The organism is Candidatus Viridilinea mediisalina, from assembly GCF_002532535.1.
GTDB classification, from domain to species: domain Bacteria; phylum Chloroflexota; class Chloroflexia; order Chloroflexales; family Chloroflexaceae; genus Viridilinea; species Viridilinea mediisalina.
Genome location: NZ_NQWI01000129.1, coordinates 1 through 12,906, shown reverse-complemented (window position 1 = coordinate 12,906; position 12,906 = coordinate 1). Strand labels below are relative to the sequence as shown.

The following is a 12,906-nucleotide window of genomic DNA, read 5'->3' as shown; positions in this document are numbered from 1 at the left end:
CTCCAATCTGCAATCTCCAATCTGCAATCTCCAATCTCCAATCTCCAATCTCCAATCTCCAATCTCCAATCTCCAATGGCATCACACACGCACAAAGGCCGACATGATCACAATGTCGTGTAAGTTGCCGTCGCGATCAATCGCATGACGCGCTAGTTGTCCCTCAACCGCAAATCCTAGACGGCTAAAGATCGCTTGGCCCGCGTTCAGTGCCGCCAACATGTCTACCGTCACTTTGGTAGCCCCAAAATCGCGCGCCTCCTCAACGATCGCTTGGGCTAGTTGCATCCCCAAACCGCTACGCCGGTACGCTGGCTGTACGATTAGTTGGATATTCGCCACATGATTCGACCAACCTGGCATGCGTAGCGCTGCTGTGTAGCCCACAATCTGTTCATCATGGGTGATCGCAACAATTTGACGCCAATGTTCCGCGTTCACTCCGTCAACGAGATGATCAATGATTTGCGGATGGGTAAAATCTTGCTCCAAGTACAGGAGGTCGTTTTTGGGCAACGATTGGCCGAATGTCGCAAGTGCTTCTCGATCCGCGTCGCGTAGATTGCGAATCATTACGGAGCGTCCGTCCTTGAGCGCGACATTGCCTAGCGCGCCGATGCGTTGGGCCATGCTGGTGCCTCCTGTAACAAGTTTCCCTTGAAATGCTTTGGTGCGTGAACTATACCAGCAATAGTTACAACAGAGTTACTTTGGTTGTCAAAACTTTCACCTGAGGTATGATTTCTTTACTCCGTCTGGCAGTGAATGGAACACATCATGGTTTCATTAGGTAAAGGAATCGTTACCCAAAAGTGAACACCTGGGCCGTATAATTACTAGGGATGGATGCGCGGAGGTTCGGAGGCGAGGAGACGAGGAGGCGGGGACGCGAGGAGGCGAGGAGGCGGGGACGCGAGGAGGCGAGGAGGCGGGGACGCGAGGAGGCGAGGACGCGAGGACGCGATACCTTTTGCCTCATGATCCTCAAATGATTGTAAAGTAATCTTTTGCATGCCATAAACCTACTTTCCTACTTCCTACTTTCCTACTTTCCTACTTCCTACTTCCTACTTCCTACTTTCTTCCCTAAAGGAGACCCCGATGGCTACCCCCCTTTTTAGCGAGCATGCTACCCACGTCAGACCAGCCATCCTGGTCGTTGATGATGAGCCTGCAATTACTCGTTCCCTTGCACGGAGTCTGCGTGACCGCTTTACGGTCTTTACTGCGAATACTGCTGCCTCTGCCCTTGAGATTATGGCCAAAGAAGAGATTACGGTCATTCTTACCGATCAGCGCATGCCGGAGTTGAGTGGTGTTCAGTTGTTGGAACGGGCCCGCGATCTGCGCCCCGCTGCCCTTGGTATCCTTATTTCAGGCTATACCGATGCGGCTGCGTTGGTGGATGCGCTCAATTTGGGTAATGTGCGCGGCTTCCTGCCGAAACCTTGGGATGTCCATCAGTTGCGCCGCCAACTCGATCAGGTGCTACGCATTTATCAAGCCGGTTTTCAAGAGGCGCAACAAGAGCAGAGTAATGATGATGAACAGGTTGCTCGGGCTCAGGCCCAAGTCACTGAGTTGCGTACCGCCCTGGAACAGTTGAACCAGGCCCACGCAACGCTGCTCTTTGATCGTTGGGAACGAGCCTTGCGCGATGCCCGCCAAGGCCCTGAACGCATTCCTGTGCCTGAACGCTTTGCCGCTGGCCCCCATCCCCACGAGCCGCCCCTCTCCCAAGCAGCCCCCGAAACCTTTGCTGGCCTCGTGGCGGCCTATGCCGATATTCTCGATCTCGCTGTTGCTGAACGCCATCAGCAACATTCCTATGCCATTGCCGATCAGGTTCGCGCCTTGGGTGAACGTCTTGGTACCCTCTGGGCTGGCCCCCGTGACCTGACAGAGATTCATGCTGCTGCATTGCATTGCCGCACCACCACCGCAACTGCTGCCCAAATGACTACCTATGCCGATGAGGGTCGCTTGGTACTCTCCGAACTGATGGGCGATCTGCTGATCTTCTACCGTGGTTGGCTTGCTGCTGATATGTTACGCCAAGAAGAACTTGAGTCTATGTAATCCCAATTACCGTTGAGCAGTCCTTAGGGGCTAAGGAGCTGTCTGAAAAGCTAGTTGGCACGCGTTGGAGTGCCGGCTTTAGCCGGCTGAAGCCGGCACTCCAACGTCAGCCTATAGACGTTTCAGACAGCCCATTGGTATGCGCTATCTCCTGCTCGTCACTTGTCACTCATAACTGGTACAATCCCCATGCTCGATGCGCCCATTCAACAGGCTGCGCTCCCGTTTGTGCTGCTCGACAGCAATGGGCGTGTCTTGGCGCTCAATGCGGCAATGGAACGCATTGTGGGTCAGATGGCCGCTGTGCTGATCGGCCAGCCGTTTGCCCAGTTGGTTGATCCCTTCAGCCGCGAGAAGGCGGCGTTGATGCTGGCTCAAGCGCTGGAACACGGTAGTGCCGCTGATTGGGAGTTGAACCATCAGCAGCCGATTGGCCCGCCACTGCTGGTCTCCTATAGCGCCTGGACTTGGCGGCCTAGCCCCGCTGGACCGTTGGCCATTGCGGCAATGGGTCAACCCTTGCACGCCGCGCTCTCGTTGACCGCTCAGTTGGCTGCGACCAACCAGCAGCTTGAGGGGGCGCTGTTGCAGCTTGAACGGGCCCACAAAGAACTCAAGGAGGCCCAAACACAGTTGGTGCGCTCCGAGAAGATGCGTGCCCTCGGCCAACTTGTGGCCGGTGTGGCCCATGAGGTGAATACCCCTCTGGCCTTTGTCTCCAATAATCTCGATTTTCTCGCCGATGCGCTGGCTCAACTCCGTGAACTGCATGAGGACTTTGAGCAGGCTCTAGGGGCCGAACACGCTGGCGACACTGGTATGGATGTCGCCCAATTGTGGGCCGATATTGATGAAGTTCTGCCCGAAAGCCGCGAAGGCTTGAACCGCATTGCGGCGATTGTGCAGGCTCTACGTGCCTTTGCGCGCCCCGATGATCCCGGTCTGCAAGCAGCAGATTTGGCCCTGGGTTTCGCTGGTACGGTGCGCATCGCCCGCGCTGCTGCGCCCAATGGCGTTACTATCAATGAAGCCTATGGCCCCCTGCCCCGCGTCGTCTGCAACCCCGGCCAGATCAATCAGGTTGTCCTGAATCTACTCACCAACGCGGTTCAGGCGGTGGGTGATGCGGGTAGTGTAACCTTGAGTACCCAGCAAGAGGGGGCTTGGGCCGTGGTCAGTGTGGTTGATGATGGCGTCGGGATGGACGAGCAGACCCTAGCCCAATTGGGCGAACCATTCTTTACCACACGGCCCTTGGGCTCAGGTACGGGCTTGGGGCTCGCCATTAGCCGTGGCATCGTCGAACGCCACGCCGGACGCCTAGAGTTTCACAGCAGCCCCGGTCAAGGGACGACCACACGTATGCTTTTGCCGCTTGGGGAAGAAAATAGGAAGCAGGAAAGTAGGAAATAGGAAAGCAGGAAGGTTGCGCTGTTGTCTAACTCCTACTTCCTAACTCCTACTTCCTAATTTCCTCAAAGATCTACATCATCAAAGCCGCCATCGAAATCAGCAATACCGCCACTAAACTCCTCCTCGAACACCGGCTGTTCCTCCAGTGCATCCATCTCAGCCGCAAAGGGGTCGCCCATAGAGCTGAGAAAGGCATTGGCAGCCATACTGCCAACAAAGCCCGCTGCAAAGCTCATGAGCAAGGTGCCCGCCATGCCAGAAAGCATCCCGCCCCCAACCTGCTGCTGCGCTTGGGCTGGGTGGTTAGCAAGGGTGCGCTCCATCACCCCAGGGGTACGCATCTCGGCACGGGTGGCGATCCGCGCCATGCGCTGCGGATCGGCATCAGCCCCGGCAGTACTCAGCCGCTCGCTTTCAGGCAATTCGCTGGCCAGCGCTTGCAAGACATACGCACGCTGTTCTGGTGTCAGCCGCGCAAACGCTTCCGCATGGGCCTGTTCAATCGTCTCGGGAGGAGCTGTGCGTAGCATGTAGCGATAACGCTCTAAGGCGATCTCGTTCTCGTCCCTCGCTGCATGACCACCAAGCCGGATTGGCCCTTCACCAAACGAGAGCCGACCGTGTGGCGCTGACTGGTGCGGGTGCTCAGGCTTGCGCCCAAAGAGAAAATCAAAAAGCCCCATGGCTGTCCCTCCTGGCAACTATATTGCCGCTGTAGCTGTTGCCTCATAGGGACGCGTAGCTCATTAGAATGCTTGATAAGAGTGCAAAGCGTTGTCCCTAGTGGCAATTCGTTCTTGGAATTATATCCATAACAAAGCGTTTTGACAAGAGTAAGCATCCCCTATAGGGGGGGAAGCTTTTCTCATGGTGCTATGGGAAGACAGTACCCATGGTAGAATTGTCAAACAGCCATTGGTGACTGTATAACATATGTAGGGGATGATTTCAGGGTACTTTACCGTTTGTGCCATTCGTGTAGTGCCGACTTTAGTCGGCTGAGGTCGCCGACAACCCCCGGATGCCGACTAAAGTCGGCACTACGACGGTAAAGCTGAAAGCGTGTTTCTGAAACCATCCCTAACGCCGATATCTTGTGGGAGGCCGTGTTCGGCTATCGGCTATCGGCTATCGGCTATCGTATTCTGGTGTATGTATGGCGCACTGTGCGCCCCCCATGGGAGGATGAAGAACCTATGGATCAAGCCTGCATTGCAGATCTGCTTGCCCACCCGCGTGTGACTGAGACGCGTGATCACATGCATCATAGTATTCCCAAGCATGATCACATGCTGCGGGTAGCCCGTTACTCGTACATGTTAGCCCCGCTCCTTGGTGCCGATCAGCGCACTGCTGCCCGTGCTGCGATCCTGCACGATCTCGATTCGCGCTTAGGTACCCTGACAACCCACGGGGCCATTGCGGCCCGTGTCGCCGCTGAGTTGGGCGAATCAGAAGCAGTCTCCCTGGCGATTATTAGCCATATGTACCCCTTTGGCCCCCGTCCTACGACCCGCGAAGGCTGGGTGCTTGCAGTTGCCGATAAATTGGCCTCGTTTCGTGATATGACCTATTTTGTTGGCGGGCTCTTTAATGGACGGAGCCTCGCTGAACGCCGCCGCCTCTGTGCGAGCGACCCCTACTATGCTGCGCGTATGGCGAAACGCCGTCGCCGCCGCATGCTCATTAGCCGCCTCTGGCAACGGGGCGGGCGCAAGGCATTGAGTGAACAGGGGAGTTTGTAGTACTACAGAAGGTTCGTAACCACAATGCCCAACAACAAGTTCGCGTTTTTCAATGGTGCGATTGTGCCCATTGAACAGGCTCAGGTGAGCGTGATGACCAATACGCTCAATTATGGAACTGGCTGCTTCGAGGGGATTCGCGGCTATTGGGTGCCTGAAGAGCAGCAGTTGTTCATTTTTCAACTCCAGGCCCATATGGAGCGCTTGCAGCGCTCTTGTCGCATTCTCTTTATGCAGTTGCCCTATAGCACCGCTGAACTGTGCGAGATTACGCTCGATCTGCTGCGCCACGAACAGTTCCGCGAAGATGTCTATATCCGCCCGTTGGTCTACAAGAGTGATCCGGCCATTGCGGTGCAGATGAATGGCCTCACTGATGCCTTTACCCTCTTCGCTGTCGGCTTTGGCCAGTATATCGCTGGTTCAGCCATCCGCGCTTGTGTCTCTTCCTGGCGCCGGATTGACGATAATATCATTCCTTCGCGCGCCAAGGCTTGCGGTGCCTACATCAATTCGGCCCTCGCCAAGACCGAGGCGCTGCTCAATGGCTACGATGAGGCGATTGTGCTCGGCGGCGATGGCCAAGTCGCCGAAGGCAGTGCGGCCAACCTCTTCATTGTGCGTGATGGTGTCCTCATTACCCCTACCGTCAGCAACGATATTCTTGAGGGCATTACGCGCCAAGTCGTCCTAGAATTGGCCCGTGAACGCCTGGGCTTGCAGGTGCGCGAAGCCGCAATTGACCGCACCGAACTCTATGTGGCCGATGAAGCTTTCTTCTGTGGCACTGGTGCCGAGATTAAGCCCATCGTCGAGATTGACCAACGCAAGGTTGGCAATGGCGAAGTTGGCCCGGTGGCCGGAACCCTCGTGCGGCTCTATAGCGATCTGGTGCGCGGGCGTATTCCTGCCTATCGCCAATGGTGTACGCCGGTCTACCTGTAGTTGTGGTCTGTCTTCAGCTCTTGGCGAGGGGAGATCTCGCCTCCTCCAAAAAAGTTTGTTAGTGCGAAGAAGCCCTGGGCTCGTAGAGGGGCGTCGCGTTGGCTGAGCCTGCCGAAGCCAACGTCGCGGCCCAGAACTTTTTCGCGCTAACAAAAGTTTTTTACACGGGGGTTGGGGCGTAGCCCCAACCCCCGCGACAGCAGCGACAACAAGCGTAACTTGGTTACGAACCTTGTCTAAAACGGAATGTCGTCGTCGCTCTCGATCTCCTGGGGCTGGTTGCGTGTAGTGGGCCGAGCAGGTACGCGCGCTGGCGCTGGCTCACGTCCACCTCCGTTGCTTGTGGCGGCCCGCCGCACTGGCTCACCACTTGGCTCGTCTTCGCTCCCATCGTAAGCCGGAACAGCACCACGCTCGCCTTTGCTCGATAGCATGATCATATCTTGGGCAACAACCTCGATGCTGGTTCGCTCGATGTTGTCCCGATCCACCCACTTACGAGTCTGGACACGCCCTTCAATATAGACTCGCATGCCTTTGGTAAGATACTGGTTGCAGATTTCGCCTAGCCGATCCCATGCCACGACCCGGAACCACTCCGTGTCTTCATGGCTTACGCCCTCCCGATCCTTCCATACCCGGTTGCACGCCACCCGAAAGTTGGTCACCGCAGTGCCCTGAGCCGTGTAGCGCATCTCCGGATCCGCACCGAGATGTCCGGTGAACTGAAGCTTGTTTAAGTCCTTCGCCATGGTATACCTCCTGGTTGCACGTAATACGCTTCAACATGCTTGCTGCGATCTCCAGTACCAAAAGACGAACTCACGTTCTCATGTTAGCATGGTTGTTTGTCTTTGTCAAGGGGTGTTGAGAACAATTCAAGCGCATCTCGGCAATCTGCAATCTACAATCTACAATCTGCAATCTGCAATCTGCAATCTACAATCTGCAATCTACAATCTGCAATCTGAAATGGTATAAGGAGCCATATCATGTCACTTTGGCAAAACTACCTAGACGCGCATGAAGCGCGGTTTACTGCTGAGTTGTTGGAATTCCTGCGGATTCCAAGTATTTCGGCGCTGCCCGAGCATGCGCCCGATGTGCAACGGGCCGCTGAGTGGGTGGCGGCGCGGGTGGCGGCTGCTGGTTTGGAGCATGTTGCGATTCTGCCCACCGGCGGCCATCCGGTTGTCTATGCCGATTGGTTGCATGCTCCAGGCAAACCAACTGTGCTGATCTATGGCCATTTTGATGTTCAGCCGGTTGATCCGGTGGAGTTGTGGAGCCATCCGCCCTTTGAACCACACATTGAAGCTGATCGGGTCTATGCACGCGGCGCAAGCGATGATAAGGGTAACATGCTGGTGCCCATCCTGGCCCTTGAGTCCCTGCTCAAGAGTGTGGGGCGCTTGCCGGTGAATGTGAAGCTCTTTTTTGAGGGCCAAGAGGAGATTGGCAGCCCCCAGATTGGGGCCTTCCTGCCGCAACATCGGGATCGCTTTGCGTGCGATCTGGTACTCAGTGCCGATGGGGGCCAGTTTAGTGAGACTGAGCCAATTATTCTGGTGGGCTTGCGCGGGCTTTGTGGCCTCCAAATTGATGTAAAGGCGGCTGCCATTGATCTCCACAGTGGCATGTATGGGGGCATGGTGATGAATCCTATCCATGCGCTCGTGATGCTCTTGGCCTCGATGCGGGCCAACGATGGTGTGATCACTGTGGCGGGCTTCTATGATCAGGTGCGTCCGCTGAGTGCAGCGGATCGTGCCAAGCTTGCGGCGGTGCCCTTTGAGCCTGATGCGCTGAAGCAGGAGTTGCAGGTGCCTGCCCTCTTTGGCGAGGCGGGCTTTAGCCCCTTGGAGGCCAGTTGGGCCCGTCCGACCCTAGAGGTCAATGGGATTTGGGGCGGTTTCCAGGATGCCGGGACAAAGACGGTGCTGCCGAGCGAAGCCCACGCCAAGCTTACCTGTCGGCTCGTGGCCGACCAAGACCCCAACGCTGTGGTAGAATTGCTGCGTGCCCATATTGAGCGCCACAGCCCGCCTGGTGTCACGGTGAGCGTGACGATGCTTGATGCACACGCCTACCCCTATCTTGCCCCTGACGACTTCATTGGCAACCAGGTTGCCCGTGAGGTGCTCCGTGAGCTGTATGGCCGTGAACCCTACGAGGTACGCAGCGGCGGATCCATCCCGGTCTGTACGCTCTTTGCCCAACACCTCGGAGCCTATACCGCTAGTTTTGGCTTTGGGCTCACCGACGAGCGCATCCATTCCCCCGACGAATTCTTCCGGCTCGCCAGTTTCCGCAAGGGCCAGACGGCCTACTGTCGTCTGTTGGAGCGTTTGGGGGTGTAAGGAAATAGGAAATGGGAAATTAGGAGATAGGAAATAGGGCTGAGGCTTCAGATGTTCCTCTGCCCCTCGGTTCTACAAAAAAGCAAACCCTATGTCTACTCGTAACCCTATCACCATTCGCTTCCGCTTCAACCAAGCCACCGGCCAGATCGAACAATTCTTGATTGACGACGGTGATCGCACTGCGCCCGAAGCCTACCACAACCAAATGGCCCAAGCGATTGCCGGGCGGCTTTTTCGACGGCCCCAGATAGCCGATGCGGGCCTTGAGGCAATCGCTGAGGTGCCTGCGAACCTGACAACTGAGGAACTTCGTCAGCGTGAGCAGTGAGCATACGCTGCACCTGCGGGCCCTGCAAGCCCACGAAGCACCACGGAGCGCCGCGTTGTCGCGTGATGCTCAGGGCCTGATCAGCGGCCCCCAAGGGCTTGTGCTGCTCCAGGGGCGCTCACGCCTGCATGCCTTTCTTGCTGCCTTCTCCCATGTGGCTGCGTTGGATACAGGTGTGCAACTTGAAGCCCATCCCGCCGATCAGTTCATCGTGACGCTCCATCCGCCCGCCGATGGCTTTGCCCCAACCCGCTACTATCCGGCTGCCCAAGCGGCCTTGCAGGCTGCCCGCCTCAGCCCGGCACGAGCGCAGCTCTACGTCGGCGACGGGCACTGTTTTGTGCCCTATGCCCATCCCGCTGCACCCCATGGCTATGATGCCCTTGGTCCGCCCCCCGCCGCGCAACGGGTGCTCTTGCAACCCGACCGCCCCCCTTTGTTCTTGCCTGTGCGTCCAGCAGATCTGCTTGAAGCACTGCTGCAAGTGCCACTCTATGCCACAACAGAACGCAAAGGAACGCAATCCAACAGCGTAGCCTTCGCCCCGCTCCCACAACGTGGGAGCGGCGCTGCCCGCTTGGTGAGCCTGTCGAACCAGAGCTTGTCGAAGGGGGTAGGGGGTGAGGGCCAGTTCGGGTATTCCCCACTGGGCCTACTGACCGACCGCCGCGCTACTGCGCTGATTGCTGGCTACCTCCAGCGTCATGGGCTGCGTTACGCACTGCGTTTCCTTACGTGGCACCAGGCCCAAACAAGCCGCGATCTGGCCCTCTTCGACATCATTGCCCATGACGATCAGCGACCTGTGCCGCGTTTTGTCTGTGATTTTATGCAGCGTCTGCCACATACGCTGCTGCTCGCCGACGCACTCGAACCGGCCAGTCTTGAGCATGAACCTGCCCGCCGCGTGCTGCTGCCCCTCGGCCAAGAGACGCCACTCTACCTGCCCCATGTGCAAGAACTGCTCCCGCCCCGCTGCATCCTGATCCAGACTGGAGCCACCTGGGGTTATGCGCTACTCACGGCACCAACGCCGCGCACGCGCATGCAGCAGATCTGCCAGGCCCAGATCAATTTTGCCGCCAGTGCCACCATGAGCTCCAAACCCAGCCCCACCCTGCGGATCCCCCTTGCCCTCTATCCCACTGCCGCAGGCCCTAGCCCCGTGCATGCCCTATTGCTCGACGAGGCCGCGATTGTACGGATCCAACGCATGGTACGGCGGCTACCTGCGCCGCTCCTGGCCCAGATCCGCATTGCTCTAGGCGAGAAACTCGCCCTGCTGTTGGCCAACGACCACACCGTCATCAGTGGCATCCCCCTTGGTCAAGCCCTGGTGCGGAGCAACCCAGCCAATCTTCTGCTGCCGCGTGGCATGCGTCTGCTGCCCGCTCTGCCGCCCGATCTGCTGGTGTCCGCGTTGGGGCTACAAGCGCACCAAGTGACCATCCTTACCCCTACGCGGCGCTATGAGGTAGATAACGAAGCGCTGCAACCCCTCAGCAGCCTGCTCAGTTTCATAGCCCCCCAGCCAACCCAAGCCATCCAGGTGCGCGTCGTGCCCATGCCCGCCCTAGATCTCAGCGGCCTCGAGCTGCGCCCTCAGCAACCACCTGTCATGGTGAGCCCGCCGGAAGCCCCGGCCCAAGCCAAGCGCGGCCTGCTGGCACGGCTACGGCCCCTGTTGCCCAGCGAAGCCCCCTTCAACGGCGACTTCGCCAGCGAACTGCGCCGTCGCGCCCGCGCCTTGGAAGAAGCAGGCGACTACGAACTTGCTGCCGCCTTCTACAGCTACCTGCAAGACGACCAGCGTGCGGCAGTCTGTTACCAACGGATCATAGCGCAAACTGGCAGAGAGCAATGACCCTTACCACCCAACTCACCACCCGCGACCCCGCCAGCGCCAGGTTGCGCTGCGGGCTATGCGCCCAGCGTTGTCTGCTGCCTGAGGGCCAAGTGGGCCGTTGTGGTGCGATCCTGCACCACAATGACCAACTGCACGCTCTCGCGGCAGGGCGGCCCGTGGTCTTGCATGCCGATCCCATCGAGCGCAAGCCGCTCTACCATGTCTTCCCAGGCAGCAGCGTGCTCTCACTCGGCACCATGGGCTGCACGATGAGCTGTAGTTTCTGCCAGAACTGGCGCATTGCCCATGCCCGCCCCGATCCAGAAGAACCCATCATACCAATTACCCTTGAGCATGCCGCATTATCAAGAACGCGAAAGCCCATTGGAACGTCATGTTCGGCAATCTGCAATCGGCAATCTACAATCGTAAATGGTATCACTCCACCCGAAGCGATCATTCGTGCCACCCTAGACCAAGGCTGCAACGGTATCGCTTTTACCTACAACGAGCCAACCATCTACCTCGACTATGCGGCAGAGATCATCCAGTTGGCCCAAGCAGCCGAGTTCTTTTGCATCTTCAAGAGCAATGGCTACATGACGATTGAAGCTCTGGAATTACTACCAAGGTTTGCTGCGATCAACATTGATCTCAAGAGCTTCAGCGATAGCTTCTACCGGCGCATCTGTGGTGCCCGACTGCAACCCGTGCTGGAAGTGATCGAGTATCTGCAGCGGCGCGGCATCTGGCTGGAGGTAACCACCCTGCTCATTCCTAGGCTCAACGATAGCGACGAGGAGCTACGCGCCCTCACGAACTGGCTGGCGGCCCTCAGCCCCGAAATCCCATGGCATGTCTGGCGCTTCCATCCCGATTACCAGCTAACCCATGTGCCTTGGACCCACGTCAATGCCGTCGAGCGGGCCATCAGCATTGGCAGAGCCGCTGGGCTGCGCTACGTCTACGCCAGCAATATCCCAGGCGATCCCAACCAACACACGCGCTGCCCCACCTGTGGCACCCCGCTCATTGAGCGCATCGGCAACAGCACCACCAGCATACGCCTCAATGGGGATCGCTGTACGGCGTGTGGTTGGACGTTACCCGGTAGATTTGGCTAATACCAATTACGATTGCAGATTGTAGATTGTAGATTGCAGATTGTAGATTGTAGATTGTAGATTGCAGATTGTAGATTGCAGATTGTAGATTGTAGATTGTAGATTGTAGATTGTAGATTTCTTACTTCCTATTTCCTAATACCCTATTTCCTTCCCTCATGTACAAAGCGGCGCACACGCTCGCGGAAGGTGGCCGGGTTGCGCCAAGCCAGCAGATGTCCCGCTGCTGCTTCGTAGACCAAGCGCGCCCCACGGATGCCTTGCACAATCATCCGCGCCTGTTCATCGGGCACGAATGGATCCTGGCCACCGTGAAAAACGATCGTTGGCACACTGATCGCCGCAAGACACGGCGCTACCACCGTGCGCTCTACCGCTAGATGTTCAATTGTGCGCTCAATGCTCGCGTTGAGGATGGGCCACCAGGCTTCGCCATGCTGTTTGGCCATGTAACGGTGCCACGCGGGCGTCATGTTGGCCGTGCTGTGGTGGTGTGCATCTACGGTCGCAGTGGTCACTTGACGAAACACACCATCCAAGATGAGCGCCGAGATGCGTTCGGGCACCAGGCAAATGGCGTTGAGCGCACTGATACCGCCTGCACTCATGCCAAAGACTGGCACCGCCTCGCTAAACATGCTGGTCAAGAGATCGGCCAAGGCTTCGCCCTGCATTGCAAAATAGCGCGTGCTAAAGAGACCTGTGGGGCGGGCCGATTGGCCATGGCCTAACAGATCAGGGCTGATGACCCGATGTTCATCGCTAAAACGGGCCGCAAGGCGCACCTGTGTGTTGGCACTGTAGGTGTTGCCATGCAACAGTACCAAAGGTCTTCCAGTGCCAACCTCAAGGTAGTGGATTGAACCATGACGAGTGGTAATGCTTGGCATAGAGTTCTCCTAAGAAGCTGTCTGAAAAGCTAGTGGGCACGCGTTGGAGTGCCGGCTTTAGCCGGCTGAAGCCGGTAAGAAGCTGTCTGAAAAGCTAGTGGGCACGCGTTGGAGTGCCGGCTTTAGCCGGCTGAAGCCGGCACTCCAACGCCAGTTCATAGACTTTTCAGACA

At 57.5% G+C, this 12,906-nt stretch carries 12 protein-coding genes; 8 read left to right on the top strand and 4 right to left on the bottom strand.

Annotated elements, in window-relative coordinates; translation table 11 throughout:
• Positions 1-81: 81 nt before the first annotated feature.
• Positions 82-630: a GNAT family N-acetyltransferase gene (locus tag CJ255_RS18620; protein WP_097645599.1), complete on the bottom strand. Its 549-nt coding sequence runs from the start codon at positions 628-630 to the stop codon at positions 82-84.
• 471 nt (positions 631-1,101) lie between these two features.
• Between CJ255_RS18620 and CJ255_RS18615 the strand changes: the two genes are divergently transcribed.
• Positions 1,102-2,079, top strand: coding sequence for a response regulator (locus CJ255_RS18615; protein WP_097645598.1), 978 nt, complete (start codon positions 1,102-1,104; stop codon positions 2,077-2,079).
• Between the two features lie 189 nt (positions 2,080-2,268).
• On the top strand, positions 2,269-3,492 hold the full coding sequence (locus tag CJ255_RS18610; RefSeq protein WP_097645597.1) for a sensor histidine kinase: 1,224 nt from the start codon (positions 2,269-2,271) through the stop codon (positions 3,490-3,492).
• 62 nt (positions 3,493-3,554) lie between these two features.
• Here the strand turns inward: CJ255_RS18610 and CJ255_RS18605 are convergent, their stop codons facing one another.
• Complete coding sequence (locus CJ255_RS18605) at positions 3,555-4,175, bottom strand: hypothetical protein (RefSeq protein ID WP_097645596.1); 621 nt, start codon at positions 4,173-4,175, stop codon at positions 3,555-3,557.
• Positions 4,176-4,688: 513 nt separating this feature from the next.
• On the opposite strand from CJ255_RS18605, the gene CJ255_RS18600 reads away from it, so the two are divergent.
• Positions 4,689-5,237: an HD domain-containing protein gene (locus CJ255_RS18600; protein ID WP_097645595.1), complete on the top strand. Its 549-nt coding sequence runs from the start codon at positions 4,689-4,691 to the stop codon at positions 5,235-5,237.
• A 24-nt stretch (positions 5,238-5,261) separates the two neighbouring features.
• Positions 5,262-6,182, top strand: a complete 921-nt coding sequence (locus tag CJ255_RS18595; protein ID WP_097645594.1) for a branched-chain amino acid transaminase — start codon at positions 5,262-5,264, stop codon at positions 6,180-6,182.
• A 236-nt stretch (positions 6,183-6,418) separates the two neighbouring features.
• Here the strand turns inward: CJ255_RS18595 and CJ255_RS18590 are convergent, their stop codons facing one another.
• The gene (locus CJ255_RS18590; protein WP_097645593.1) at positions 6,419-6,934 is read right to left on the bottom strand and encodes a single-stranded DNA-binding protein; all 516 of its coding nucleotides are present in this window, start codon (positions 6,932-6,934) and stop codon (positions 6,419-6,421) included.
• A gap of 240 nt (positions 6,935-7,174) precedes the next feature.
• Here CJ255_RS18590 and CJ255_RS18585 point away from each other — a divergent pair, with 240 nt between their 5' ends.
• The 4 genes from CJ255_RS18585 to CJ255_RS18570 all read left to right on the top strand — a co-directional run bounded on the left by CJ255_RS18585 (position 7,175) and on the right by CJ255_RS18570 (position 11,843).
• On the top strand, positions 7,175-8,542 hold the full coding sequence (locus CJ255_RS18585) for a dipeptidase (RefSeq protein ID WP_097645592.1): 1,368 nt from the start codon (positions 7,175-7,177) through the stop codon (positions 8,540-8,542).
• Between the two features lie 91 nt (positions 8,543-8,633).
• Complete coding sequence (locus CJ255_RS18580) at positions 8,634-8,873, top strand: hypothetical protein (RefSeq protein WP_097645591.1); 240 nt, start codon at positions 8,634-8,636, stop codon at positions 8,871-8,873.
• The gene (locus tag CJ255_RS18575; protein WP_097645590.1) at positions 8,863-10,737 is read left to right on the top strand and encodes a DUF8588 domain-containing protein; all 1,875 of its coding nucleotides are present in this window, start codon (positions 8,863-8,865) and stop codon (positions 10,735-10,737) included. Before CJ255_RS18580 ends, CJ255_RS18575 begins: the two co-directional genes overlap by 11 nt.
• Entirely contained in the window at positions 10,734-11,843 is a 1,110-nt protein-coding gene (locus tag CJ255_RS18570; RefSeq protein WP_097645589.1) for a radical SAM protein, read from the top strand. Before CJ255_RS18575 ends, CJ255_RS18570 begins: the two co-directional genes overlap by 4 nt.
• A 143-nt stretch (positions 11,844-11,986) precedes the next feature.
• On the opposite strand, the gene CJ255_RS18565 is transcribed toward CJ255_RS18570, so the two are convergent.
• The gene (locus CJ255_RS18565) at positions 11,987-12,733 is read right to left on the bottom strand and encodes an alpha/beta fold hydrolase (protein ID WP_097645588.1); all 747 of its coding nucleotides are present in this window, start codon (positions 12,731-12,733) and stop codon (positions 11,987-11,989) included.
• Between the last annotated feature and the right edge of the window lie 173 nt (positions 12,734-12,906).

What these genes read in the sequence shown, in the direction of transcription:
- CJ255_RS18620 (WP_097645599.1), bottom strand. Translation starts at nt 630, where the DNA reads ATGGCCCAACGCATCGGCGCGCTAGGCAATGTCGCGCTCAAGGACGGA.
- CJ255_RS18615 (WP_097645598.1), top strand. Translation starts at nt 1,102, where the DNA reads ATGGCTACCCCCCTTTTTAGCGAGCATGCTACCCACGTCAGACCAGCC.
- CJ255_RS18610 (WP_097645597.1), top strand. Translation starts at nt 2,269, where the DNA reads ATGCTCGATGCGCCCATTCAACAGGCTGCGCTCCCGTTTGTGCTGCTC.
- CJ255_RS18605 (WP_097645596.1), bottom strand. Translation starts at nt 4,175, where the DNA reads ATGGGGCTTTTTGATTTTCTCTTTGGGCGCAAGCCTGAGCACCCGCAC.
- CJ255_RS18600 (WP_097645595.1), top strand. Translation starts at nt 4,689, where the DNA reads ATGGATCAAGCCTGCATTGCAGATCTGCTTGCCCACCCGCGTGTGACT.
- CJ255_RS18595 (WP_097645594.1), top strand. Translation starts at nt 5,262, where the DNA reads ATGCCCAACAACAAGTTCGCGTTTTTCAATGGTGCGATTGTGCCCATT.
- CJ255_RS18590 (WP_097645593.1), bottom strand. Translation starts at nt 6,934, where the DNA reads ATGGCGAAGGACTTAAACAAGCTTCAGTTCACCGGACATCTCGGTGCG.
- CJ255_RS18585 (WP_097645592.1), top strand. Translation starts at nt 7,175, where the DNA reads ATGTCACTTTGGCAAAACTACCTAGACGCGCATGAAGCGCGGTTTACT.
- CJ255_RS18580 (WP_097645591.1), top strand. Translation starts at nt 8,634, where the DNA reads ATGTCTACTCGTAACCCTATCACCATTCGCTTCCGCTTCAACCAAGCC.
- CJ255_RS18570 (WP_097645589.1), top strand. Translation starts at nt 10,734, where the DNA reads ATGACCCTTACCACCCAACTCACCACCCGCGACCCCGCCAGCGCCAGG.
- CJ255_RS18565 (WP_097645588.1), bottom strand. Translation starts at nt 12,733, where the DNA reads ATGCCAAGCATTACCACTCGTCATGGTTCAATCCACTACCTTGAGGTT.